Below are 24,492 nucleotides of genomic sequence, written 5' to 3' on the forward strand. Positions count from 1 at the left end.
ACTAACCGAGCGGGACCCTGCCGGTGATGATGTCCATCAGCGGTTTTCCCGGGGCGTATGCGCCGGTGAGTGAGGACATAGCGTGTCCGCTGTCGACGATCAGGGTGATTCCGCTGACGGCGCTCGCGGCCTCGCTGTTGAGGAAGACCATGGCGTTACCCATCTGCTCGGGGACGTGCAGTGGCGCGCCGGTGGCGTCCCGGTAGTCCTGCGCGAATGCGAGCCAGCTGTCGGCGTTGGCGCGCGCGAGGGGGGTGTCGGTCGGGCCGGGACAAATCGCGTTGATCCGAATTCCCCTCTCCCGCAGGGGATATGCCCGTGTCGCCACATAGGCGTTGATCGCCTGCTTGCCGAAGCCGTAGTGCATCGCGCCGGTGTCCTCGCGGGCCTGCGCCCAGGCATGCGCGGCCGCGTAATCCGGAGTGTCCAGGAACTCCTGGATCAACGACAGGTTGTTCTCCCACCCCATACCGGCCACCGAGGAGATGAAGCAGATCGCCGAGCCGCTCGGCAGCCGCTCGGCCGCGAGCAACCGCTCGATCAGATGCCGATGGCCGATGAAGTTCGCGCGCATCATATCCGGGCCGTCCGCGATGCCCGCCGCGGCGAAGACGGCGTGGATCGGACCGGTCAGCGAATCGACCGCGGCATCGATCGAGTCGGGATCCCGCAGATCCGTCGGGATGACGCGATCCGTGGCGTAGCCGACGGGAGCGTTGTCCAGCACGGTGACGTGGGCGCCCAAATCCTTCGCGATATGCGCTGTCGCCGCGCCCATCCCGGTCGCGCCGCCGACGACGAGCACATTCCTGCCGTCGTACCGGAACTTGTCGATATAGCTCATGGTGTCCTCCGGTTCCGGATGTGGGCGAGGAGCTCCCGTAGCAGATCGCTGCACCGCATCGAAAAAAACCTAACTTTTGTTCCAAACTAGCGGTCGGCACATGGTTGGTCAATAGCACGGAGGTCGGCACGATCGCTGTAAATAGCATTATCCCTGCATAATTGGGTTCGCTGCGGCAGATGACCGACAACGACACCGCAGGCCAGAAACTCGGAAAACTCGATACCGTACCAAACATATGTTTGGAGTCGGCCTGGGCCGGGCGGCATCCGGGACAAGCCGACGCGTGAGCCGATGACGGACAGGCTCGCACCCACCGGGTACACCACGAAGATCGCGATGAATGCGACGTCGGGCGAGAACGCGGCAACGTTCGGCAGCGCGCCGAGACCGCGACGCCGGACGCCCCGCCCGACCGCCGCGCGGTGTTCAGCGCCCTCGAAGCCAGGCCCAGCCGGTCCGCGGGTGCGCCCGCGGGGGCCGCGGCGGTCATCGATGGCGTCACCGGGGAGCTCGGGCCGATCGGGAGGTCGTGCGCGAAATCTATTGCGGCTCGGTCTCCATGCGCCAGGTCTGCAACAGTGGGACCAGATAGGTGCGGGCGAATTCGCGCGCCTTGGCGGTGTCTTGCAGGGGTATGACCGATGCCGGGGTTTCGATCAGCGACATCATCAGCCGGGCGATCATCTCCCCGACGATCGCGATATCGAGATCCGCGGGTAGCTGACCGGCAGCCTGCCAGCCCTGGAGGTGGCTCATGACCAGCATCCGGGACATGGCGATGGCACTGTCGTTGGTGAGGAAATCGGTGAGTTCACCGGCGGCGGGCGATTCGCGGATACTTCGGGTGAGCAGTTTCGGCGCGGACGCCTCGTGCACGAAGGCCGTGAACACCTCGGTGATGGTGTCCTCGGGCCCGGTGGTGTGCTCGGCGACCTCGGCCAGCAGGGTCGCCACCCGTAACGCCTCGTCCATGATCGCCAGTCGCACGAGCTGGTGTTTGTGCCCGAAACGGCGGTACACGGTGGCCACCCCGACACCCGCGGTGTCGGCGATGCGCTGCATGGTGGTGTCGCCGAAACCGCTCTCGGTGAAGCAGGTGCGCGCGGCGCTGACGATCTTGCGCGAGGTGGGGTCCAGGGTGCCGAGCCAGTTCACCATCGTGCCGAGCAGACTTGCGGTATCGGGCACCTGGCCTCCGTCTGCTCGGCGATTCGGGACTGAATTCCTTTCTATCACCGGAGGCCACCGCGGCACCGCGAGCTCAGGGCGCGGCGAAGGAATCCAGCAGGACGCTGCGGTACCGCCGGCGGATCCGCTCGTACCGGTACCGGTTGTAGGCCAACGGTTCCAGCGTCAGCCGGCGCGGCAGCAACCGCCAGGCCAGCCGCAGGATCGTCACGTAAGCCGCGAATTCCAGCCGGTCCCGCGGGCTCGTGCGCACTCCGAACAGTTCCCGCATGCGCGGATGGGCCACGGTGTCCGAGCAGACGATGGTGGGCCGCGCGGCCAGCTTCACCAGCGGCCGCCAGATCGGCATGAGCGCGGGATGCAGGCCCGGCGGGATGAGGATTTTCGGCGGGGGCGGTGCGGTGAAGTTGCGGCGCGCGAACTGCAGGAACTCGTTGTCGGCCAGTTCGGTGGCAGCGACCCGGTCGTAGTAGTCGCGCATCTCCCGCACCGTCTCGGGCAGTTTGCCCGCACGGCTGGGCAGTTCCAGATACGACATTTCCGCGCGCATGGTTCGGTAGACGACCTGTTTCTCCTGTTCGTCGAGACGACGTCCGCACACATACAGGTACGCCAGATAGAACACGTGCAGTGAACTGACCGCGACCCAGACCCACAGTTCGGGCGCGAGCGCGCTGTAGCGGTCGTCGGCGAATTCGCCTCGGCCCGTTCCCTTCACATCCGCGTGCAGCCGCTTCAGATCACCGCGGAATGCCTCCCGGTCCGCCGGATCGCCGAAAGCCATCAGGGCGGTGAAGGCGAAGCTTCGGATGCCGCGATCGGTGAAGTTGTCGGCGAAACGCCCGCTGCGGTCCACGGCCGCGGCGATCCGGCGATAGGCGACCTGGTCGAGTGCGAGCCCGCCGAAGACGCCGCCCAGCGGCGACCCGAGAAACCATCGCACATCCTCGGCGAGCGCGCGATATCGCGAATCGAGTTGTGCCTCAGGCTGTCCCGGCGACGTGGCGGCATCGTCCGACGTCGATTCGGTGGTAGTCACAGTACCTCGATTCGCTCGGTGACGTTCTTCATACGACGGTTGCCCCGGTGACATAGCGCAGGCGCATATCCCAGATCGCGGCGCGCATGCCCAGCCGCACCACCGCGCGCGGGGTGAGCCGGTCGAGCACGGCCAGGCGGCGCTGCCAGCGGTCGAACCGGTCCTGCTCGGCGGCGGTCCAGTCGAAACCCAGCTTCTCGCGCAGCTGCGGCGGCAGATATCCCAGGGTCATGAACAGATCCCAGTCCCCGAGCAGGATCTGGACCGGACGTGGCAGGAAGTCCAATCGCGCTATGCCGATGAGGAATTCGCGCATCCGGTCGTCGAAGTCGAGCCGGTCGAGTTGCTCGTTCCAGTACCGGTCGAACGCCTCCCGGTCGGCGGGCCACATATCCGGCGGCACCTGCAACGTGGTCGCGAACACCGACGCGGCCCGGTGCACGGCCTCGGGATCGTGATAGGTACGCCCACTGCGCAATCGGCGCGTGTCCCGGAAAACCGCGGACATGCATGCGGCCACCCAGAGCTGCAGGTCCGGGTCGAAAGCGTTGTAGGACACCGGACTCCGCGGGGTCGAGCGGACCTGGACATGCGCCGCGCCGACCGCCTCGCGATAGATCCGGCGATCCCGGGCAGTGCCCGCCACGGCCACCGCGATGTACGTCATGGTGGTGCGCCCGCGTTTGATCGGATGTTTGTGCAGATTGCCGCTGTCCACCCGACTCTCCATCACGCCGTAGGCGATTCCGGCGCGAGCCAGTTGCATGACGACGTTCGCCGCACCGTAGGCAGGTGAGAGCCAGGCCGACATCTCGTCGGTGAGGAACAGGGTGTCCGCGGCGTCGGTCTGCTGCCGGACGGTGCGGCGCGCCGGTGGGCGTACCGGCTCTCGGCCCGAGGGCAGGCGCTGGGTCATATCGGTGTCCTTCCCGGCTTCGTCGACGGGGCAGCGGGTTGTCAGTGCGTTCCGGAGATCGTTCGATCGTCCGGAAGCAGGTCGGTGCGATGGGCGAACGGGTGGCGGACACGGTCTGGCAGGACGCGGTCCAGCGCCCGGACGGTGGCCACGGCACGGTCGAAATTCCGCTCTCGCGCGGAATTCCACTCCAGCCCGATCCGCTCGCGGAATCGCGATGGCAGCACCCCGACGGTGGTCAGTCGCAGCAGCGCCGCCAGCGGGATGGCGAATCCATTCCACACCGGCTGCGGCACAGCGATTTTCGGCGGCACTGGCATGGGCTTGCGGTCCAGGTCGATCAGCAGGTCGGTGGCGGCGTTGCGCTCGAGCACGTCGTCGACCGTATTGCGATAGTAGTCCCAGAACCGCGCCCGCGTGGCCGGGACCACCCGTTCGGGAATCCGCAGGACCGCGGCCATATCCTGCCACTCCCGGAACAGCGCGTCCTCACGCTCGGCATCGACCCCGCCGTCGAAGATCCGGCGGACATCGGCCGGGCCGGCATATCCGGTGGCATGCACCCACAGGTAGGCGTCGGAGTTCAGCGCGTGATAGCGGCGGCCCTGAGCATCGGTTCCGGAGATGTCGCGGTGCACCTGCCGCAGCCCCTCCGCGACGGCCGCACCGGACCCGTGGAATCCGTTCACCCGGCGCACCGAGGCGAGGGTTCGAGTGATCCGATCCCATCTGTCACTGAGGAATTCCGAATGGTCCATGACCCCCGCACCCACCACCGGATGAGCCACCTCGAGCAGCAGCACCGCACGGCTCGCCAGTACCGCGCGCCAGTCCACGCCCCATCGCCAGGTGGCCGAGCCCGGACCTACCGGCCGCAACGCGGAAGTTGATGTCGGTTCCGTCTCTCTAGCGGACATCCTCGGCCCCTCTCCCCGATGTCGCATCCGGCTCGAGTGATAGAAAAATAGTGCTTAAACTATCAACGAGTGTGCCACAGCTGGCGAGAGTTTGATAGAAGCAATTCCGGAATCTCTCATTGCGATTCGACGACGCGCCATCTGACCAGGCAGTAAGCGTTATATCTGCGAATTCAGCCACAACCATCGCATGGTGTGTGCGACCATCTGGCGATAGATGCGGGACTGACTTCTATCAGATGAAGCCCGACCAGATGGGCCGGGCTCGAGCAGTAAGTGATCGAATGTTCTCGCCGGAAGGCGAGCGGAACCACCTGGTTGGAGGCATGGATGAGTGCACCCGCCCACCGCGCGCCGGCCGCGAACGATTACCGCGCCCCGGTCCCACCCTCGGCCCGGACATCCCTGGGCCGCAACACTTTACAGCATTCCGCCAGCGCGATGCGGTCGCTGGGCCGGGCTGTGCGGCTGGGTGCGCGATCCACGGCGATCGGCGTGACCGACGCGGCGACGGGCCGATTTCCGTTGCGGGAGGCCCTGGTTCAGGCCTGGTTCTTCGTCTCGGTATCGATCTGGCCGGCGATTCTGATCTCGCTGCCGATGGGTGTGGTCGTCGCGGTCCAAGTGGGCAGCGTCGCATCGAACGTGGGCGCGAACTCGATGGCAGGCGCGGTCGGCGGCATGGGCGTCATGCAGCAGATCGCTCCGCTGGCCGCGGCACTGCTGGTCGGCGGCGCCGGCGGTTCGGCGATCGCCTCGGATCTGGCGTCCCGGACGATCCGTGAGGAGATCGACGCGATGCGGACCATGGGAGTGGATCCACAGCAGCGCCTCGTCGCACCGCGACTGCTGGCCATGTCGGTGGTCGCGCCGATGCTGTCGGTGTTCATCATCCTGATGAGCATTCTGGCCAGTTTCGCGGTCGCCGCGATCGGACAGGGTGTGGCGCCGGGCTCGTACTGGTTGTCCTTCGGCAGTTTCGCCTCCGTGAACGATCTGGTGATCTGTCTGGGCAAGGCCACGATCTTCGGCTATCTGGTCGCGGTGGTCTCCTGCCATCGCGGACTCGAGGCGCGGGGCGGGCCCAAGGGGGTGGCCGACGCGGTGAATGCGGCTGTCGTACTGGGGATTCTGGCCTGCCTGGTGGTCGACCTCGTGATCACGCAGCTCACCATGATGTTCGTCCCGATGAGGTTGCTGTGATGACGCGCTCCCGAATCGATCTGCCCACGACCTACCGGCCGCTCGGGTTGCGGTGGACGAGAAGTGCCGAGCGCGTATGGATTCCGCTCGAGGAACTGGGTCGCCAACTGCACTTCGGCTGGATGGCACTGCTGGGAGTCGGGCACGCACTGCGACGGCATCGCCGGCGTACCGTCGCCATTTTCACCGATCTCGCCTGGGGCAACGGACGTTCGGTACTGGTCGGCGGCGGGGTCGCTCCCGTGTTGGCGGTGATGGGCGTCGTGGCGGGCGCGATGATCGGCCTGGTCGGTTACACGCTGCTCGATACGCTCGGCATGGGACCGATGGCGGGGGCGATGTCCGCATTCGCCAACCCCCGCGAGCTGGCGCCGCTGATCGCCGCCGTCGGATATGCCGCGCAGGCCGGGTGCCGGATCACCGCCGAGGTCGGGGCGATGCGGATCTGCGAGGAGATCGATGCGCTCGAGGCGCAGGCCATCGATCCGGTGCCGTATGTGGTTTCCGCGCGGCTCATCGCCGGGATCATGACGGTCGTACCCGCCTATCTGATCGCGCTGGCCCTGGGATTTCTCACCACCCGGTTCACCATCACCGCGGTGCACGCCCAGGCGTCCGGCGCGTACGACCACTACTTCCGAATGTTCCTGTCCCCCAGCGATCTCGGCTATTCACTCGGCAAGGTCGTGGTGTTCGTCGCGGTGGTGACCACCGTGCACGCCTATCACGGCTTCTACGCCACCGGCGGGCCCGAGGGGGTCGGGATCGCCTCGGGCCGGGCGATCCGGGCCGGACTGGTCCTGATCACCCTCTGCGACATGGTGCTCACGATCGTCATCTGGGGCCTGGACACCACCTTCGGTTTCTCGGGGTAGTCATGGCAGCAACGAGAAGTGGGATCGAACGCGGCCCGAGCCGCTGGGGATTGCGGGTCCGCGGCCTGGCCGTCCTGCTCATCCTGAGTGCGATCGTCGTGATGACCTGGCGTGCAACGCAACCCGACCACAGCGGCCAGGTTCGGTTCGGCGTGGCAGTGACCGCGCTCGGTGACGGCGTCGGTCCCGGGACCGCGGTGCGCATGCACGGTACGCCGATCGGCTCGGTCATCGCAGTGCACGCCGAAGGCCCTGGGCGGCAACTGGTCACGCTCGGAGTCGACGCCGCGCACTTGCGCGAACTGTCGACCACGCTGGGCGCGCGATTCGTCTCGTCGAACGTATTCGGCACCACCGCAGTGGAATTGACTCCCGCGGCAGGTGGAGCGCCGATCACGGCCGGAACCGTGGTGCAGATGGGCGACCGGGCCGGCAACGATACCGTCACGCGGATCCTGCGTGATTCCGGACGGGCGGTGCTCGATGTGATCACCAGCGAACTGGCCGTCTCGGTGGACGGCGCCGCCCAGTTGACCGAACGCACCGCACCGCTGGTCGCATCGATGTTGCTCGCGGTGCGCACTCTGCAACGTACACAGGACCTTCCGCTGTCCCAGCTGCTGCCGAAGCTCGCCGGTACGGCCGCCGGCACCGCCGCGTTCATGCCGTCCGCACTGGGCATCCTGGACGCCCTGGCATCGGTGCGCGCCCTCGACGACGACCGGAAAGTGGCACTGGCCAACGACACCATCTCCGAGGTGTCGAATCTGGTGTTCTCCTTCGCCGGTCGCCTCGTCGGCGCCCTGGGACCGCTGTCCGACGCCCTGGACATGATGCTGGACACGCTTATTCCCCTCACCCACGGCCTGCACGCGGTGAACGCTCAGCAGGTGCGCCGGCTCATCACCGGGCTGGACGGCGCTCTGCGCAATCGAGACGGACACCTCACGCTCGACACCGAACTTCTGTTGCAGGGGTTTCCGGCGTTCCGGATGCCGCTGCAGAGCGCGGGGGCGGGCCGATGAAGACACCGCGTCAGGCGGCGCTGCGACTGGCCGTACTGGCCGCCGTGGTCGTGGTGATCACGATGCTGATCGTGCAGGCGGTGCAGCGGCCGGTGGGTGGTGCGACAACCACCTACCGCGCACGATTCGGCGATGTGTTCGGGTTGCAGGTCAACGACGACGTGCGATTGCGCGGTGTGCAGATCGGCAAGGTGACCGGCAGCACCCTCACCCCGGACAACCGGGCGCTGATCACCTTCACCGTCCGGGCCCAGTACCGGCTGCGCGATACCGATCAACTGGCGGTGAAGTTCCAGAACCTCACGGGCCAAAGGTATCTGGAGCTCATTCGGGGCACGGATGGCCGCGAGCTGCCCGCGGACGGTACCGTCACCCACACGGTCGACTCGTTCGGCATCACCACCGTGTTCAACGGCCTGCGGCCGTTGCTGAACGATGCCGATCCGGCGGTCTACAACCGGCTGGCGCGCAGTATCGCCGCGATGATCGACGGGTCCGGCGACGATATGGCGCCCGTACTGCGCGATGTCGCCACACTGGCGGGCTATGCCAAGGACCGCACCGCATTGCTGAAGACCATCATCGACAATTTGCAGTCGGTGTCGGACCGGCTCGGCGGTCACTCCCGGAATCTGGATGCCATTCTGCAGGTGTTCCATTCGATCTTCATGCCCATCGCGGGACGGATGAGCGAATTCCTCTCCCTGATGAACACCGGCTCGGCCGAGCTGACCGAGGTTGTCCGCCTCGTGGATTCGCTGTCACTGATCTTCCTCGGCGCACGCGACCACGGCGACGACCTCACCCGGCGCATCGACGAGGCGATTCCGGACACTCGCCGAGCAGTCCACGCACTATCGATGTTGCCGGGGCTGCTGGCCGGGCTCAACCGGCTCGTTCCCGCCACCGTCTCCGAAAGGCAATGCGGCAAGGGAACTTTCCAGCTTCCGCTCACCGCGAACGTACTGCTCGCGGGTCGGCAGCTGACGATCTGCAACGGGAGTGGCCGATGACGACCACCATTTCGAGTCCGCCCAGGATCCGGCTCGGCGCCGAGGAGGCCACACCCCGCACACAGACGATCTGGGCACTGGCGGGAATGGTGATGGTCGTGGTCGTGCTGGCCACCTGCGGAGTGCTGTACCTGCGGCCGCCGGGATATCTCACGCATACGCTCCTGCTGCCCGAGGCGGGCGGCCTGCACGGCGGTGAGGGTGTGCGGATCGCGGGAATTCCGGTCGGCCGCGTGCTGGCGCTGCATTTGCGCGAGGACGACGTCGAGGTGGAGTTCTCGGTGAAATCGTCGGTGCGCCTGGGTAATCGGACCGCCGCCGACGTGCGGATGCTCACCCCCGTGGGAGGGCTGTATCTGGCACTGCTGCCCGCCGGGAATCGGCCGCTGACCGGAAGCATCCCGGCCGACCGGGCGCACCTGCCCTTCGTGGTGAACGACCTTGTCGAGCAGGCACATTCGGTCACCGACCGGATCGACACCGACACTCTGCGGACCGATATGTCCGGGACCGCGGCCGCGCTCACGCACGCACCGGACGCCGTTCGCGATACGCTGACCGATCTGCAGAAGGTGGTCGCGCTGCTCGCCGCGCAGAAGCAGCAGATCCAGGACATGCTCGGCGTTTCCGACGAATACCTGGAAGCCGTGCGCCAGGACCAGGGCATGCTGACCGAGGTGCTGCGCGCCTATGCCCTGCTCGGTCCGCAAATCGTCGCGGTGAAGGCGAAGGTCAGGAGTTTCGCCGACGCGACCGCCACGATCGTGAGCACGCTGTTCGATTTCCTCGCGGGACCGTACGCCGCAAAGATCGAACCGCTGCTGACGCCGCTGGAACAGACCCGGGACGCGGCCGGGCGGCTGATGGCCTGGACCGATCAGCTCACCACGCAGCTGCGCGACACCGTCACCGAACTCGGCCGCCTGGCCGGTCCCGACGGCAGGGCACTGGTGGATCAGAGCGGGCTGACCGTAGCGCAACCCGATATCTGCCTGCCGGTTCCGGGAAAGGCGTGCTGAGATGTGGCGATCGCGGATCGTATCCACGGTGGCGGTGGTGGTGGCCGCGACGGTGGCGGCCGGAGTGGTGCTGTACCGGCAGTACGAGGGCGCCGAAACCCGTTCGCTGTGCGCGTATTTCGACAATACCTTCGGCCTGTACGCCGATACGGCCGTGACCATCCGCGGCATCCCGGTCGGGAAGGTCCGGGCGCTCACGCCCGACGGCGGCCGGGTGCGGGTGGCGATGTCCATCGACGATCGACGCCTGCCCGCGAACGTCGGTGCGGCCGTGGTGAATTCCTCGATCCTCACCGATCGGCGAGTCGAACTCGTCGACACCGCGTACCGTGGCGGTCCGGAATTCACCGGGGGACAATGTATTACCCAGGATCGCACCCGCGTGCCGATCAGCGCCTCGGACGCGCTGAATTCCTTCGCGGCACTGGTCCACCGGCTCACCACGCCCGACTCCACCGGAACCCCGCCGCTGCAGGCGTTGTTGACCGGCGCGGATCGCGAGACGAGCGGTCTGGGACCGACGATCAACGATGAACTGCGCGACCTGGGCGGTCTGATGTCCGAGCCGGACACCTTCATGAACGACTTCGGCCGGCTGATCGACGACAGCGCCGAACTCAGCGCCTTCGTCACCGGCGAATGGAGCGATATCAAGACCACGCTGAGCACCTTCGGTCCCGGACTCGAACTCATCGAACATCTGCTGGAGCTGACCAAGGTGGTGGTCGGCAAGCTGGGCGATGCCATCGGCCCGCTGAACCGGCTTTTCACCCAGCATTTTCCGTATCTGATGGAGGCGCTGAACTCGACCGTGCCGGTGGTCACGCTGATCCGCAACCGCACCGACCAGTCGAAGGATCTCCTCGATCGCATACCCGGCGTCATTCTCATGTTGCGCAACATGATCGACGGCCACAGCGGTGCGATATCACTGTCCTACCGCCCTCCTGCCGTCACCTGCGCCCGCACGGGCGGATGCCCCGGACTACCGCAGGCGCTGTTCTCGGCGATCGGAGCGCATCCATGAGACTTCGCATCATCGGTTTCGCCTCTATCACACTGGTTTTCATCACGGCATCGTGCGGATTCAACCCCAGTGAACACGCCATGCCGGGCACCGGTGTCGGCGGACCGACCTACCGGTTGAACATCGAGTTCACCTCACTGCTGAGCCTGCCCGCCGGGGCCGAGATCCGCAGTGACGGAACCAAGGTCGGGTCGGTGCGCTCGATCGGCCTGACCTCGAATGCCGCTGTCGCACATGCCGATATCGGGTCCTCGGTACGACTCCCCCGCGGCACCCGCGCCGAACTCCGCCAAACCACCGTACTCGGCGACATCTACCTTGCCCTGCTCCCGCCGAACTCGGCGGCCACGGCGGCACTTCTGCACGACGGCGACACGATTCCGTTGCGCGACACCTTCCCCGGCCCGCAGGTGGAGGACATGTTGCAGCGCATCGCCACCTTCGTCGACGGCGGAAGTATCACCCGACTGCAGGATGCCATCACCCGCCTGAATCAGGTGCTGCCCGACGATCCGGCACAGACTCGCGCTCTCACCGCGAGCGCCGTGGCGAATCTGCGTGATGCCGCGGCCGATACCGCCGACCTGGATCGCACCCTCGCGGCCACGGCGGAGTTGTCCAGGCGTCTGCACGATATGCGTGACCGGCTCGGATTCGTCTTCTCCGATACCGCGCGCACCCGGCTCGAGCGGGTTCCACAGTTCATGACCGCGGTGCTCAACGTCGTCATCGATATCAACACCCTCACCACCGGGCTGGCCTGGCTCATTCCCCGGCTGCCGCATATCGACGATTTTCTGGACACCCTCGGGCCGCTGCTGCGACAGCCCTCGGCCCATGCGACCGAACTGAACGGAAATGCTTCCAGCGCAATCATTCTGACCCGCGACAAATTGATTCCGTTCCTGCTCGGCCCGAATATCGACATCCGGCGCGTCTCCCTGAACGGACGGGGCGATGCGACCAAGGACGCCGTGGTGTTGCTGCAACTGATCGGAGCGGTGCGATGACCCGAATCCCGGCCTGGCTGTCCGGACTCGCGCTGGTCGGTGTGCTGCTGCTCGGCGGCGGGTATCTCGCCTTCGACGTCCTCGCCATCGAGCCGGTCGCGCGGGAGCGGCACGTCACGGTGGATATGAGCGATACCGGCGGATTGCGCACGGGTTCCGATGTGGTCTATCGCGGAGTGAACATCGGTCGTATCACCGACGTGCGGTCGATCGCCGGTGGAGTCCGGCTGGCCCTGGCCTATGATGCGGACTACCGCATTCCGGTCGCCTCGGAGATGCGGGTCGAATCCCTTTCGGCCATGGGCGAACCCGTATTCGCCTTCCTGCCCCGGTCGACGGCCGGTCCCTGGCTGACGGACCATGCCCGTCTCACCGGCACGGTGCGGATCCCGACCTCGGTGCCGCAACTGCTGGCCTCGGCCTCCGATCTGCTCGGCCAGGTCGACCCGCAACAGGCGGCTCGGGTCGTGGACACCTTCGCCCGAGCGGTCACCGGCCTGGACACCACGCTGCCCGCGATCGGACGCGGTGCGGACCTTCTGCTCACCACCCTGCTCGCGCACCAGGATTCCATGCAGCTCGGACTGCGCAATCTGATGCGGATCATGCACGACACCGACTGGATCGAACCGGCACTCACCTCCGCGCCGCCGCAGATCGATCAGTTCGGCAAGACGCTCGGCACCTCCTACGAATATCTGTTCCAGGGCTCACAACAGTTGCGCGGCAAGGAGATTCTCGGCGCCTGGCATGTGCAGGAGAACGAACTGGTCGACTACCTGCAGCGGCTGGCCCCGCAGCTCGGCGCCATCGGCGTCGCGCTGCGCCCCGTGACCCGTGCGGCCGGGCCGCTGCTGGGGTCCGTCGACCTCGCCGATCTGCTCCAGCAGGCATTGACGGCCCTCCCCGGTGACCGGGTGCGCATCGCACTCGTCGCGCCGGGGCACTGATCGCAATCGGCACCCGAACGAAGGACAGCATCATGCGCGAAGAGACCATCGCGGAGGAACCCACGGCCGAGGGCGAGCCGGAAAGGCATGCCGACGAGGACACTTCGCTGGAAGAGCGGAACGATGCCGGGGCGACGCGGCCGCGATGGTTCCGGCGCGAGTTCACACTTCTCACGTTGACCTGCACGATCGCCGTTCTCGCAACGATCGCCGCGATCACCGTCGGCGTGCTGTGGGCGACCGACGACTCCGCCGATCAGCTCACCGCCCTGCGCGGCCGCGAGCAAACCGACGCCGCGGCAGAGGATTTCGCCGCGCGGTACGCACTCGCGGTCTCCAAGGTGGACTACAACAGTATCGATGCCTGGCGCACCGCCCTGGAAACCGGTGTCACCGATGCACTGAAATCCAAGATGGACGCCGCAGTGACCGTCGTGGGACCGCTTCTCACCGAGATGCAGTACACCTCGACCGCGAAGCCGTTGGCGGCCAAGGTTTCCCAGCACGTCGGCGATCAGTACGTCGTCCAGGTCTTCGTCGATATGAACTCGCACAGCAGACAGACCCCCGATGGCGTCTCCGCAACCGCCAGTTACACCGTCACGCTCGACCATCCGAATGCCTGGACCATCACCGATGTCGGCGGCGTCGGCGCCGGCCTTCCCGGTGGACAAACAACCGGTCCGGGACATTGACAGGGCGTAAGATGATGTCCTGCAACATGATTCCCGGAAAGATCACTTCGGAATCCACCGGAACGCCGACGAAGTCGCGACTCTCCGCGCGGAATTCGCGGGATCCGGCCGGACCGATGGCGATGGCGATGGCGAGATCGGTATGCGATGTACCGTTTCGATATGAGCGGAACCGAGGCGGCCGGGTGGCCGAAGGGGCTGGCCGTGGGCCAGGTCCGGGTGGCGCGGCCTACCGACAAGCTCGGTGAGGTGGAAGCGTTCTATGCCGGTGTGATCGGGTTGCCCGTTCTGTACCGGTTCGAGGATCACGCGGGGTACGACGGGGTGATGCTCGGGCTGCCGGGGACCGGCTACCACCTCGAATTCACCAGCCATGTGGACGGTAGTCCGTGTCCGGCGCCGACGGCGGACAATCTCCTGGTGCTGTACTTTCGCGGCGAGGCGGCGATGTACGAACTCGTCGAGCGGCTCGCCGCGGCGGGGCATCGGCCGGTGGAGGCGGAAAACCCGTACTGGGCGGGCGTCGGGGCGCTGACATTCGAGGATCCGGACGGCTGGCGGGTCGTGCTCGCCCCTCGACCGCCGTTCTGATGGCGCGGGCACCCGGCTCGCCGCTGCCGTCCGCGCCGGACCGGCCCCAGCTCAGCCGGTGGAATCCTGTGGATACCACCGTAATTCGACTGTATTGCCGTCCGGATCGGCGATGTAGACCGATGTCGCCCGACCTCGGGCGCCCCAGCGGGAAACGGGACCCTCGAGCACTGTGAATATGCCGGAGTCGATGACTTCCTGCCAGTCCAGGGGTTCGACCACCAGGCAGATGTGATCCACGTTCGCCTCGCCGCGCGGCATGCTCTGCAGGTCGATGACGGTGCGGTCGGTCACCCTCGCCGACGGGAACGGGACCTGCCCGGCGCGCCACTCGTCGACTCGTTCGGGCTCCAAACCGAGTGTTTCACAATAGAATTCGAGTGAGCGCTCGACATCCGAAACGTTCAGTACCACATGATCGAAATCCACTACCCGCACGACGACCTCCCCTTGTTCGGATTCGGTCCGTTCGAATTCTAATCCCGCCGCGGCATCCTCGACAGCCGCGCTCACGATCGCCCGCGGCCGGCTCAGTGCGTAGGACGATCAAGGCTTGCGCGCCACTCCGCAGAAGAACGCGATCTCGGCGTCGATCTCGGCCGCGGTCTTGGAGCAACCCACTTCGTTGCACCGGACCTCGGCCGGAGTGGGCCACAGCCGGCTGACGACCACTCCGGGATCGACCAACTCGAGGTCACGAAAGAAGTGCGAGATCTGCGCGTGGGTGCGGGGGAAGGCATCCATCTTGTTGTTGCGGTACACCTCCCCGACCTCGGCCAGCGCCGGATTCAGATCGGGAGTGGCGTGCGTGATCGACAGATAGCTGCCCGCGGGGACCGCGGCCATGACCTTGTCCACGATGGTGTAGGGCACATCGTCCGGGAAGAAATGCAGAATACCGAAGCAGGATACGCCGACCGGCTCGTCCAGCAGATTCTGAAATGGATCCGATTCGATCAGCCGCTCGACATCCGAGAGATCGACATCGACGAAGTCGACCAGACCTTGGGCGGTACCGTCCAGCCGGCCGAAGGCGCGCGAATGAGCCAATACCACCGGGTCGTTGTCGACGTAGACGATGCGGCTCGCGGGCTGGACCTCGTGCACGACCTGGTGCAGGTTCGGCGCAGTGGGAATTCCGGTGCCGAGATCCAGGAAACGCCGAATTCCGCGCTCCCGGGCGATGAAACTCGTCGCCTTCACCATGAAGTTCCGGTTCTCGCGCGCGGCCCGCCGAATGTGCGGGAACACCTTTTCCACCTGCGCGGCGGCCGCGCGATCGGCAGGGTAGTTGTCCTTGCCGCCCAGGAAATAATCGTAGATCCGAGCCTTGGAAGGCTGACTCGTATCCAGCACGACACCGTCCGCCATGGCGCACATCCTAGCCCGGCCGTGCCCGACCGCACCGCCGAGCCGAAGAATTGCCGAGCCGGATCATCCACTGCCACTTGACAGTTGTCCAGGAGAACGGATGCCCTCGGAGCCGGAGGGCAGCGGCCCCGAGGGCACCTCGGCTGCGGACGCCGGACCGAACCGCGCGGTGCTACCCGGCGGCCGGAGCCACCTCCGGCGACACCCTCGCACGCACCGGACCGCGCGCCCGCGGCGCGCCGAATACCGCTGCGCCACAGAGGATTGCGATGACGAAACAAGCGAGGGTATACCAGATGTTGCCCACCGGACCACCATTGCGCGCCCAACCGTTCGACGCGTGCAGGAAATCCGGCAGTGCGGTGAGCCACAACACCGCCATGGCACCCAGATACACCCAGCTGTAGATCCGAACGACATTGTCCGAGAACGCCGGAACCTCACCCCGCCGCAGACGCACCCACTGACGCACCAGCACGGGAGTCGCGATGACGCTCACCACGACCAGCTCCGCGGCATAGAGCCACCCGCGCACGGTGATGTCGTTCGCGCCGAGCACCGTGGCCGGAATCGGCAGCACCCCGGTGCCCGCCGATCCCAGGATCCCGATCACAATCGTCCGCCAAACCAGTTGCAGGCCAACGAATTCGCGCCCCGCATCCACATGCCGCCCGACGAACAGCTGCACGAAGAAGGCCAGCGACATCGGCCACAGTGCGGCGAAGACCACGACGCTGGACAGCGGCACCGAATCGAACATCGGCTGATTGAGCGAATTTCCGGTGGACCACTCCCACCACTTCAGTTGCGGCCCAAGATGATCGAAGATCTCGTAGAACGCGTGATGTACGAAACCGACGCAGATCGCGCCGACCAGCACACCGTATCGCCGGAAAACCCCGAGCATGCGCACGATTTCGAAAGCCAGCGTCGCCATGAACGGATAGATCGCGACGATGTACAGCGGCAGCCTCCCCCACAGGAAGTCGACCGTGAAAACGTTGTGCGCGAACATCGTGTCCACATGTCCGCTGATACCGAAGGCGGCCGGAAAGTACAGCGGTGGTTCGATGATGAACAGATAGGCCGTAGCGCCCAGCCACAGCACCAGATTGGTGGGGTCGCCCTCGCGGCGCAGCCGCCGGATGGCGTGCACCAGCGTCAGCACCGCGCCCAGAATGACGACGACCTCGAGCACCGGCAGGGTCCAGTTCTCCAGCGCGAACGGATTGCGGAATGCGACGAGCCCGCCCTCGGTCCGGCAGGAGAACCCCATCTCGGTGGCCAGCCGGGCGAATGTCGGAGAACAGTGATCGGACATGACTCCCCTACTTCGATGCGGTCAGTTCGGCTGTGTACCACTGGGACACGTCATAGCCCTCGTCGTAGCGCCGGAACCACAGATTCGCGAGCTCGGGCAGATTCTCGTGCGCCGGATCGTGTTTGGGCATCTGACTGCGGATCACACCGCTCAGCGCGACCAATTGCTCCCGCAACGGCAGTTCGGTGAACGCGCGCGGCATCGTCCCGTTCTCGGGCACCCGCAGCGGGGCGATCCAGCGTCCCAGCCGACGGCGGTGCCGGTGCACGGCGAACATCGACAGCGCGTCCACCTGCCGATCCTCCAGTGGCACATGGGCATTGAAACCCTTGCAGGCGATCCGGATCACCTTCATCACGTGCCGGAAGATCGAGGGAGCCATACGCATCCGGTAGACGTCGCTGCCCACGATCGAGTCGAAGATGATCAGCGCGGAGCTGCGGTGCTCGACCTCCTCCACGAAATGCCAGATGAACAGCGAGGCCACCCGATCGTCGCCGGGTGCGAACAGGGTGGCGTCATTGTCCAGCATCAGCTTGAACACCGGGGTGAAGGTGGCCTCGAGGTCCGCGGTGTAGGCCAAGCGGTAGTCCAGCGAGGTGTTCGTGGTGAGGGAGTCGAATTCGCCGATCACCTCGTCCAGCGTCTCGCGCAACCGCGGATACCGCCGGATCAGGCCGTTGACGTGCTGGCGGTGCGCGGTCGAGTGCTGCCCCTCCTGCCGCACGAACGCATCGGCCTCCTCGGCCACCTCGGGATCGGTGATCCGCGGCATCGCCTCGCGAATCATGTTCACGATCATCTTCTCGAAGCCGATCGCCAGGAAGGACACCGCGTTCGCCATGGACGAGAAGGCCGGATTCTTCTCGTTCCACAGAAACGGAACGTCGTAGTCCGCGAATGCGAATCGCATCTTGCGGACATGTAGGTCGGTCACCTGCTCTACCTCCATTGTTCGTCCTGGGCACCGTTGCCCGCGCAGGCCGCTGGACGAGACGATCATACATTGCAGCGTATGTTTGTATGATTGGATTGGCGCGGAACGTCACGGCCGGTATCCGGTGCGTTCCCTGGTAGCGTTCATGGCCGATTCGATCGGGGGATCCCCCGCGACACCGGTTCGAGCCGAGGAAGCAGGGCAGTTGGCACGACGACGCGGGTGGGGCGGAAGCCCACCGAACAGCGATGAGGAGGCATCCCGGCGCATCGTCGCCGCGGCCGTCGAATTGATCGGGCGCACCGGGTCGGAGGTCAATATCGCCGAGGTCGCCGAATCACTCGGCGTCATCCGGCAGACGGTGTACCGCTACTTCCCGAGCTCGGACGCGCTGATGCGGGCCGCGGCGTTCGCCTCGGTGGACGACTTTCTCGATCGGCTCGCCCGGCAGGTCAGCGGTATCGATGACCCGGTCGAGGCGCTGACCGAGGGGGTGGTCTTCACGCTGTCCGAGGTCCGCTCGACGCCCCACCTGGGCATCCTGCTGTCGAGCACGTACTCGAATCTGCAGCCCGAGAGTCTTACCTCCGAGGAGGCTCGAGCATTCGGCATGACCATGATCCGGCGCTTCGACGTCGACTGGGAACAGCACGGCTACGATGACCCCGCCCTGGCCGAACTCGTGGAATACCTGCTGCGCACAATGCAGTCGTTCTTCCTCGCGCCGGGCAATCCGCCACGCGGTGACGAGGAGCTCCGGCGTTATCTACGGCGCTGGATGGGCACCGCGATCCGGGCGCAGACCACATTTCGCGACCCGTCCCGAAGTACTTGACGGGGCATTGTTCGAGGATACGGGCCAGTAACACTCATACGCTGTGCACATATCCCCCAACAGGGTGCACACTACGCACAACCAACCGTCGTAAGGCCGTGAAAGGAGTCGGCGAGTGTTCAGCCGCATCGCCATCGTGAACCGGGGTGAGGCCGCCATGCGCCTCATCCACGCCGCTCGAGATCTGGCCGCGGAAACGGGGCAGGCGATCGAAACCGTTGCCCTGTATACCGATGTCGACCGGAACGCGACATTCGTGCGCGAGGCCGACATCGCCTACGACCTGGGCCCGGCCTCGGCACGCCCGTACCTGGACCTGAAGGCGCTCGAGCGCGCCCTGATCGCGACCAAGGCCGATTCCGCCTGGGTCGGTTGGGGTTTCGTCGCCGAAGACCCGGCCTTCGCCGAACTGTGCGAGCAGATCGGCATCACCTTCATCGGCCCCGACGCGGAGGCGATGCGCAAGCTCGGCGACAAGATCGGCGCCAAGCTGATCGCCGAGGAGGTCGGTGTTCCGGTCGCGCCGTGGAGTCGCGGCGCGGTCGAATCCGTCGACGCGGCCGTCGCCGCCGCGGGCGAGATCGGCTACCCGCTGATGCTCAAGGCCACCGCGGGCGGCGGCGGGCGCGGTATCCGCGTCATCACCAACGAGGCCGATCTGATCGACGCCTACGAGCGCACCAGCCAGGAAGCCGCGCGGGCCTTCGGCAGCGGCGTGGTCTTCCTCGAACGCCTGGTCACCGGCGCACGGCACGTCGAGGTCCAGGTGATCGCGGACGGTCAGGGCACCGCGTGGGCGCTGGGCGTGCGCGACTGCTCGGTGCAGCGGCGCAACCAGAAGATCATCGAGGAATCGGCCTCGCCGGTGCTCAGCCCCGAACAGGCCGCCGACCTCAAGGCCTCGGCCGAGCGGCTCGCGGTCACGGTCGGCTATCGCGGCGCGGCGACGGTCGAATTCCTGTACCACCCCGGCGAGAAGCTGTTCGCCTTCCTCGAGGTCAACACCCGCCTGCAGGTCGAGCACCCGATCACCGAATCCACCACCGGATTCGACCTGGTTCGCGCCCAGCTGCTGGTCGCCTCCGGCGGCAAGCTCGAGGGGCAGCCCCCGGCCGAGCGCGGACACGCCATCGAGGCCCGGCTCAACGCCGAGGACCCCGACCGCGACTTCGCACCCGCGCCGGGCCGCATCGCGCGCCTGGACCTGCCCGCGGGACCGGGCATCCGGGTCGATACCGGCGTCAGCGAGGGCGACACGATTCCGGCCGCCTTCGACTCGATGATCGCCAAGATCATCGCCTACGGCCGCAACCGCGACGAGGCCCTGGGCCGGTTGCGGCGCGCGGTGGGTCAGACCCGCGTCGTCATCGAGGGTGGCGCGACCAACAAGAGTTTCGTCCTCGATCTGCTGAATCAGCCCGAGGTGATCGACGCCAGCGCCGACACCGGCTGGATCGACCGCGTGCGCGGCGAGGGACGGCTGGTCTCACATCGCCACTCCGCCATCGCGCTGGCCGCCGCCGCCATCGACGCCTACGAGGAGGAGGAGCGCGTCGAGCAACACCGGCTGCTGTCCACCGCCTCGGGCGGACGTCCGCAGGTGCAGCACGAGAGCGGTCGTCCACTGGATCTCAAACTGCGCGGGGTCACCTACCGCGTGCGAGTGGCCCGCATCGGTGCGCACCGGTTCCGGATCGGCATCGAGGTCGGTGACGAAATCCGCACCGCCGCAGTCGATCTCGAGCGTTTCGACAGCCACACCGGACACATCGTGGTCAACGGCACTCGCTACCGCCTGGTCACCGGCACCCACGGGCCGACCAGCCTGATCGACGTCGAGGGCGTCACCCACCGGATCAGCCGGGACGAGGGCGGCGTCGTCCGCTCTCCCGCACCCGCGCTGGTCGTCGCGATGCCGCTGTCGATCGGCGACGAGGTCGAGGCGGGCGCGCCCGTGCTCGTGCTGGAGAGCATGAAGATGGAGACGGTGCTGCGCGCGCCGTTCCGCGCCCGGGTCAAGGAGTGCGGCGTCTCGGTCGGCAGCCAGGTCGAGACGGGCGCACCGCTGCTGCGCCTGGAACCGCTGGCCGAGGACGGCGAGGCGCCCGAGGCCGCCTCGACCGGCGCGGTCGAGCTGGATCTGCCCAGCGAGCCGGATTCGGTCCGGCCGGACGAGCGTCTCGCTCGCGGCCTGCAGGATCTGCGCAGTCTGCTGCTGGGCTTCGATGTCGACCCGCACGACGAGAGCCGCGTGGTCGAGGACTACCTGGCCGCGCGCCGGGCCTCGATCGCGAACAACCACCGGCCGCTGGCCGAGGAACTCGAACTCGTGCAGATGTTCGCCGACCTCACCGAACTGAGCCACAACCGGTCGTGGGACGAGGAGGGCGAGCACGGCCACGTGCACAGCGCCCGCGAGTACTTCCACACCTACCTGCAGACCCTGGACGTCGAGCGCGCCGGCCTGCCCGAGGCGTATCGGGCCAGGCTGTCCCGCGCACTGGCGCACTACGGAGTCACCGAACTCGAGCGCACCCCCGATCTCGAGGGCGCGGTGTTCCGGATCTTCCTGGCGCAACAGCGGCCGTCGGACACCGTCACGGCCGTCACCACGCTGCTGCGCGAGTGGTTGCGCGAGCCGGTGCCGGATCGGGTGCTGCGCGAGCCGGTCGGCCTGGCGCTCGAGCGTCTGGTCACCGCGACGCAGGTGCGTTTCCCGGTGATCTCCGACCTCACGCGTGGTCTGGTATACGCCTGGTACGGCCAGCCGCTGCTGCGGCGCAACCGCGCCCGGGTCTACACCAACGTCCGTAAACACTTGCGCCACTTGGACGCTCACCCCGACTCGCCGGATCGCGCCGAGCGCATCGCCGAGACGGTACGCAGCACCGAACCGCTGGTGCGGCTGCTGGGCCAGCGCCTGGTCCGCGGCAACCTGGACAACTCGGTCATGCTCGAGGTGCTGACCCGCCGGTACTACGGCAACAAGGGCCTGTCCGATGTGCGCACCCAGGAGGTCGGCGACTGCAACTTCGTGATCGCCGAACGTCGCGGCACCAGCCTGGTCTCGGCTGCGGTGAGCTTCGACGCCCTGGACACCGCGCTGCGCGGCCTGGCCGAACTGGCGACCGGCACGATGTCCATCGAGGCCGACATCTACCTCGGCTGGGAGCGTCAGCCCGAGGACTTCGACGAGATGGCCTCGGCCCTGCAGGAGGTCCTGGCCGCGCACCCGCTGCCGAACCAGGTGCACCGGATCACCACCACCGTCGCCGGTAGCGGCGGCGCGGTCATGCACCACCACTTCACCTTCCGCCCCACCTCGACCGGTATGGCCGAGGAGCGGCTGATCCGCGGTCTGCACCCGTACATCGCGGAGCGGATGCAGATGAAGCGGCTGCGCAAGTTCGACCTGACCCGGTTGCCGTCCTCGGACGACGACGAGGTGTACCTGTTCCGCGCCGTCGCGAAGGAGAACCCCGCCGACGAGCGGCTGGTGGCCTTCGCCCAGGTCCGCGACCTGACTCCGCTGCGCGAACACGACGGGCGGTTGCTCGCGCTGCCGACCGCCGAGGCCACCATCGCCACCTGCCTCGACTCGATCCGTCGCGCGCAGTCCCGGCGGCGCTCGGCCAAGCGGTTCAACACCAACCGCATCGTGATGTACATCTGGCCGCCGATCGATCTGACCGCCGCGGAGTTCGCGACGATCGTAGAGCGCGTCGAGCCGACCACGGTCGGCGCCGGGCTGGAGGAGATCCTGATCATCGCCCGCGAGCGGGATCAGGAGACCGGTGAGCTGACCAAGGTCGCCATCCGCATCTGCTTCAACGCCACCGGCGGCACCGAGACGATCGTCGGCGAGCGGACCGACGAGGCCGTCGAACCGCTCGACGAATACCGGCAGAAGGTGCTGCGCGCGAGCAGCCGCAACACCGTCTACCCGTACGAATTGACCGGTCTGCTGGGCGATTTCACCGAATACGACTTGGACCCCGAGCATGCGCTGGTCCCGGTCGACCGGCCGCGCGGGCACAACACCGCGGCGATCGTCGCGGGTGTGGTGAGCACCCCGACCGAGCGGCATCCGCAGGGGCTGACCCGCGTCGTGTTGCTCGGCGACCCGACCAAATCCCTCGGCGCACTGTCCGAACCGGAGTGCCGCCGGGTGATCGCGGCCCTGGATCTGGCCGAGAAGCTCGAGGTTCCGCTGGAGTGGTACACGCTGTCCTCCGGCGCCCGGATCTCGATGAAGTCCGGTACCGAGAACATGGACTGGGTGGCCGCGGCGCTCAAGCGGATCGTCGAATTCACCCAGGACGGCGGCGAGATCAACATCGTGGTCACCGGTATCAACGTCGGCGCTCAGCCGTACTGGAACGCCGAGGCCACCATGTTGATGCACACCCGCGGAATCCTGGTCATGACACCGGATTCCACGATGGTGCTGACCGGTAAGCAGGCGCTGGACTTCTCCGGCGGTGTCTCCGCGGAGGACAACTTCGGCATCGGCGGCTACGACCGGGTGATGGGCCCGAACGGCCAGGCGCAGTACTGGGCGCCGAATCTGGCCGCGGCGCGCGGCATCCTGATGTCGCACTACGACCACACCTATATCGCGCCCGGCGAGCAGTCGCCGCGGCGGGCAGAGACCGGCGATCCGGTCGATCGCGACATCTCCGGATACCCGCATGTGTTGGCGGACAGCGATTTCAGCACCGTCGGCGAGATCTTCTCCACCGGGAGCAACCCGGATCGCAAGAAGCCCTTCGATATTCGGACCGTCATGCGGGCGCTGTCGGATCAGGACCACCCGGTGCTCGAGCGGTGGGCGGGGATGGCCGACGCCGAAACGGCCGTCGTACAGGATGCGCACCTCGGCGGAATTCCGGTGTGCCTGCTGGGTATCGAGTCGCGCGGCGTGCCGCGGCGCGGCTTCACCCCGACCGACGGCCCGGACACCTACACCGCGGGCACGCTGTTCCCGCAGTCGTCCAAGAAGGCCGCTCGGGCGATCAACGCGGCCAGCGGTAACCGGCCGCTGGTCGTGCTGGCGAACCTGTCCGGCTTCGACGGATCGCCCGAGTCGATGCGCAAGCTGCAGCTCGAGTACGGCGCCGAGATCGGCCGCGCGATCGTGAACTTCGAAGGACCCATCGTGTTCTGCGTGATCTCGCGGTATCACGGCGGCGCGTTCGTGGTCTTCTCCAAGGCGCTCAACCCGAATATGACGGTGCTGGCGCTGGAGGGTTCGTTCGCCTCCGTGCTCGGTGGCGCACCGGCAGCGGCCGTGGTGTTCGCCGGTGAGGTCGACACCCGTACCGCGACCGACCCGCGGGTGCGGGACCTGGAGGCGCGCGCGAGCAACGCCACCGGCGCCGACCGGGCCGCCCTGACCGCCGAAGTCGACGAGACCCGAACCTCGGTCCGGGCCGAGAAGCTCGGTGAGGTGGCCGCGGAATTCGATCGCGTGCACAGCATTCAGCGCGCGGTCGAGGTCGGTTCGGTCGATGCGATCGTGCGCCCGGCGGAACTGCGGCCGCAGATCATCCAGGCGATCGAGGCCCGGCTGTCGAACTGAGATCCACTCCCCGGACGTGGTGATATCCCGTCCGATACGCTCGGCGTCGCGCTCATCGAATCGTTTTCGGTGGGCGCGACGCCGTATTAATTTGCGTACCAACGGCATTCGGCCGCCATCGGCTCGCCCGGG

At 66.8% G+C, this 24,492-nt stretch carries 21 protein-coding genes; 12 read left to right on the forward strand and 9 right to left on the reverse strand.

The genetic code is table 11. The features are described from left to right. Position 1: 1 nt before the first annotated feature. The 5 genes from NV1_RS28850 to NV1_RS28870 form a co-directional block, all read right to left on the reverse strand. The gene (locus NV1_RS28850; RefSeq protein WP_067898257.1) at positions 2–844 is read right to left on the reverse strand and encodes an SDR family oxidoreductase; all 843 of its coding nucleotides are present in this window, start codon (positions 842–844) and stop codon (positions 2–4) included. A 543-nt stretch (positions 845–1,387) separates the two neighbouring features. Further along, positions 1,388–2,035, reverse strand: coding sequence for a TetR/AcrR family transcriptional regulator (locus NV1_RS28855; RefSeq protein ID WP_067898261.1), 648 nt, complete (start codon positions 2,033–2,035; stop codon positions 1,388–1,390). Positions 2,036–2,108: 73 nt separating this feature from the next. After that, positions 2,109–3,074, reverse strand: a complete 966-nt coding sequence (locus tag NV1_RS28860) for an oxygenase MpaB family protein (protein WP_067898267.1) — start codon at positions 3,072–3,074, stop codon at positions 2,109–2,111. A gap of 28 nt (positions 3,075–3,102) precedes the next feature. Beyond that, a complete protein-coding gene (locus tag NV1_RS28865) occupies positions 3,103–3,990 on the reverse strand; it encodes an oxygenase MpaB family protein (protein WP_067898271.1) in 888 nt (295 codons plus the stop codon). A 41-nt stretch (positions 3,991–4,031) separates the two neighbouring features. Then, complete coding sequence (locus tag NV1_RS28870) at positions 4,032–4,907, reverse strand: oxygenase MpaB family protein (RefSeq protein WP_169813435.1); 876 nt, start codon at positions 4,905–4,907, stop codon at positions 4,032–4,034. A 441-nt stretch (positions 4,908–5,348) separates the two neighbouring features. On the opposite strand from NV1_RS28870, the gene NV1_RS28875 reads away from it, so the two are divergent. The 10 genes from NV1_RS28875 (at position 5,349) to NV1_RS28920 (ending at position 14,315) form a co-directional block, all read left to right on the forward strand. After that, positions 5,349–6,110 (forward strand): ABC transporter permease, encoded by a 762-nt coding sequence (locus tag NV1_RS28875; protein WP_067898652.1) that lies wholly within the window; start codon positions 5,349–5,351, stop codon positions 6,108–6,110. Continuing rightward, entirely contained in the window at positions 6,110–6,985 is an 876-nt protein-coding gene (locus NV1_RS28880) for an ABC transporter permease (protein WP_067898277.1), read from the forward strand. Before NV1_RS28875 ends, NV1_RS28880 begins: the two co-directional genes overlap by 1 nt. 2 nt (positions 6,986–6,987) lie before the next feature. After that, positions 6,988–8,010, forward strand: a complete 1,023-nt coding sequence (locus tag NV1_RS28885) for an MlaD family protein (protein WP_067898280.1) — start codon at positions 6,988–6,990, stop codon at positions 8,008–8,010. Beyond that, entirely contained in the window at positions 8,007–9,023 is a 1,017-nt protein-coding gene (locus NV1_RS28890; RefSeq protein WP_067898283.1) for an MlaD family protein, read from the forward strand. The genes NV1_RS28885 and NV1_RS28890 overlap by 4 nt, the downstream gene beginning before the upstream one ends. Beyond that, entirely contained in the window at positions 9,020–10,042 is a 1,023-nt protein-coding gene (locus tag NV1_RS28895) for an MlaD family protein (RefSeq protein WP_067898286.1), read from the forward strand. The genes NV1_RS28890 and NV1_RS28895 overlap by 4 nt, the downstream gene beginning before the upstream one ends. A gap of 1 nt (position 10,043) precedes the next feature. Next, a complete protein-coding gene (locus NV1_RS28900) occupies positions 10,044–11,069 on the forward strand; it encodes an MlaD family protein (protein WP_067898289.1) in 1,026 nt (341 codons plus the stop codon). After that, positions 11,066–12,079 carry an MlaD family protein gene (locus tag NV1_RS28905; protein WP_067898292.1) on the forward strand — a complete coding sequence of 338 codons (1,014 nt, stop codon included), beginning with the start codon at positions 11,066–11,068 and terminating at the stop codon, positions 12,077–12,079. Before NV1_RS28900 ends, NV1_RS28905 begins: the two co-directional genes overlap by 4 nt. Beyond that, positions 12,076–13,029 carry an MlaD family protein gene (locus NV1_RS28910; protein WP_067898296.1) on the forward strand — a complete coding sequence of 318 codons (954 nt, stop codon included), beginning with the start codon at positions 12,076–12,078 and terminating at the stop codon, positions 13,027–13,029. Before NV1_RS28905 ends, NV1_RS28910 begins: the two co-directional genes overlap by 4 nt. Before the next feature lie 32 nt (positions 13,030–13,061). After that, complete coding sequence (locus NV1_RS28915) at positions 13,062–13,724, forward strand: hypothetical protein (RefSeq protein WP_067898298.1); 663 nt, start codon at positions 13,062–13,064, stop codon at positions 13,722–13,724. A 162-nt stretch (positions 13,725–13,886) separates the two neighbouring features. Continuing rightward, positions 13,887–14,315, forward strand: coding sequence for a VOC family protein (locus NV1_RS28920; RefSeq protein WP_067898655.1), 429 nt, complete (start codon positions 13,887–13,889; stop codon positions 14,313–14,315). 51 nt (positions 14,316–14,366) lie between these two features. Here NV1_RS28920 and NV1_RS28925 read toward each other — a convergent pair whose 3' ends face one another. The 4 genes from NV1_RS28925 to NV1_RS28940 form a co-directional block, all read right to left on the reverse strand. Then, complete coding sequence (locus NV1_RS28925; RefSeq protein ID WP_218027232.1) at positions 14,367–14,828, reverse strand: VOC family protein; 462 nt, start codon at positions 14,826–14,828, stop codon at positions 14,367–14,369. Positions 14,829–14,861: 33 nt separating this feature from the next. Continuing rightward, a complete protein-coding gene (locus NV1_RS28930; RefSeq protein ID WP_084525907.1) occupies positions 14,862–15,686 on the reverse strand; it encodes an SAM-dependent methyltransferase in 825 nt (274 codons plus the stop codon). A gap of 172 nt (positions 15,687–15,858) precedes the next feature. Continuing rightward, entirely contained in the window at positions 15,859–17,007 is a 1,149-nt protein-coding gene (locus tag NV1_RS28935; protein WP_067898304.1) for a hypothetical protein, read from the reverse strand. A 7-nt stretch (positions 17,008–17,014) separates the two neighbouring features. Further along, on the reverse strand, positions 17,015–17,944 hold the full coding sequence (locus tag NV1_RS28940; protein WP_067898661.1) for a metal-dependent hydrolase: 930 nt from the start codon (positions 17,942–17,944) through the stop codon (positions 17,015–17,017). A gap of 205 nt (positions 17,945–18,149) precedes the next feature. Between NV1_RS28940 and NV1_RS28945 the strand changes: the two genes are divergently transcribed. Then, positions 18,150–18,779, forward strand: a complete 630-nt coding sequence (locus tag NV1_RS28945) for a TetR/AcrR family transcriptional regulator (RefSeq protein ID WP_067898665.1) — start codon at positions 18,150–18,152, stop codon at positions 18,777–18,779. Between the two features lie 115 nt (positions 18,780–18,894). Further along, complete coding sequence (locus tag NV1_RS28950; RefSeq protein ID WP_067898306.1) at positions 18,895–24,360, forward strand: ATP-binding protein; 5,466 nt, start codon at positions 18,895–18,897, stop codon at positions 24,358–24,360. Positions 24,361–24,492: the final 132 nt, after the last annotated feature.

The sequence above is a fragment of the Nocardia vaccinii NBRC 15922 genome (assembly GCF_001613305.1).
Classification (GTDB): domain Bacteria; phylum Actinomycetota; class Actinomycetes; order Mycobacteriales; family Mycobacteriaceae; genus Nocardia; species Nocardia vaccinii.

Coding starts and splice junctions, on each gene's coding strand:
- NV1_RS28850 (WP_067898257.1), bottom strand. CDS start 844: ATGAGCTATATCGACAAGTTCCGGTACGACGGCAGGAATGTGCTCGTC.
- NV1_RS28935 (WP_067898304.1), bottom strand. CDS start 17,007: ATGTCCGATCACTGTTCTCCGACATTCGCCCGGCTGGCCACCGAGATG.
- NV1_RS28890 (WP_067898283.1), top strand. CDS start 8,007: ATGAAGACACCGCGTCAGGCGGCGCTGCGACTGGCCGTACTGGCCGCC.
- NV1_RS28930 (WP_084525907.1), bottom strand. CDS start 15,686: ATGGCGGACGGTGTCGTGCTGGATACGAGTCAGCCTTCCAAGGCTCGG.
- NV1_RS28875 (WP_067898652.1), top strand. CDS start 5,349: ATGCGGTCGCTGGGCCGGGCTGTGCGGCTGGGTGCGCGATCCACGGCG.
- NV1_RS28885 (WP_067898280.1), top strand. CDS start 6,988: ATGGCAGCAACGAGAAGTGGGATCGAACGCGGCCCGAGCCGCTGGGGA.
- NV1_RS28870 (WP_169813435.1), bottom strand. CDS start 4,907: ATGTCCGCTAGAGAGACGGAACCGACATCAACTTCCGCGTTGCGGCCG.
- NV1_RS28915 (WP_067898298.1), top strand. CDS start 13,062: ATGCGCGAAGAGACCATCGCGGAGGAACCCACGGCCGAGGGCGAGCCG.
- NV1_RS28920 (WP_067898655.1), top strand. CDS start 13,887: ATGAGCGGAACCGAGGCGGCCGGGTGGCCGAAGGGGCTGGCCGTGGGC.
- NV1_RS28865 (WP_067898271.1), bottom strand. CDS start 3,990: ATGACCCAGCGCCTGCCCTCGGGCCGAGAGCCGGTACGCCCACCGGCG.
- NV1_RS28900 (WP_067898289.1), top strand. CDS start 10,044: ATGTGGCGATCGCGGATCGTATCCACGGTGGCGGTGGTGGTGGCCGCG.
- NV1_RS28910 (WP_067898296.1), top strand. CDS start 12,076: ATGACCCGAATCCCGGCCTGGCTGTCCGGACTCGCGCTGGTCGGTGTG.
- NV1_RS28895 (WP_067898286.1), top strand. CDS start 9,020: ATGACGACCACCATTTCGAGTCCGCCCAGGATCCGGCTCGGCGCCGAG.
- NV1_RS28880 (WP_067898277.1), top strand. CDS start 6,110: ATGACGCGCTCCCGAATCGATCTGCCCACGACCTACCGGCCGCTCGGG.
- NV1_RS28905 (WP_067898292.1), top strand. CDS start 11,066: ATGAGACTTCGCATCATCGGTTTCGCCTCTATCACACTGGTTTTCATC.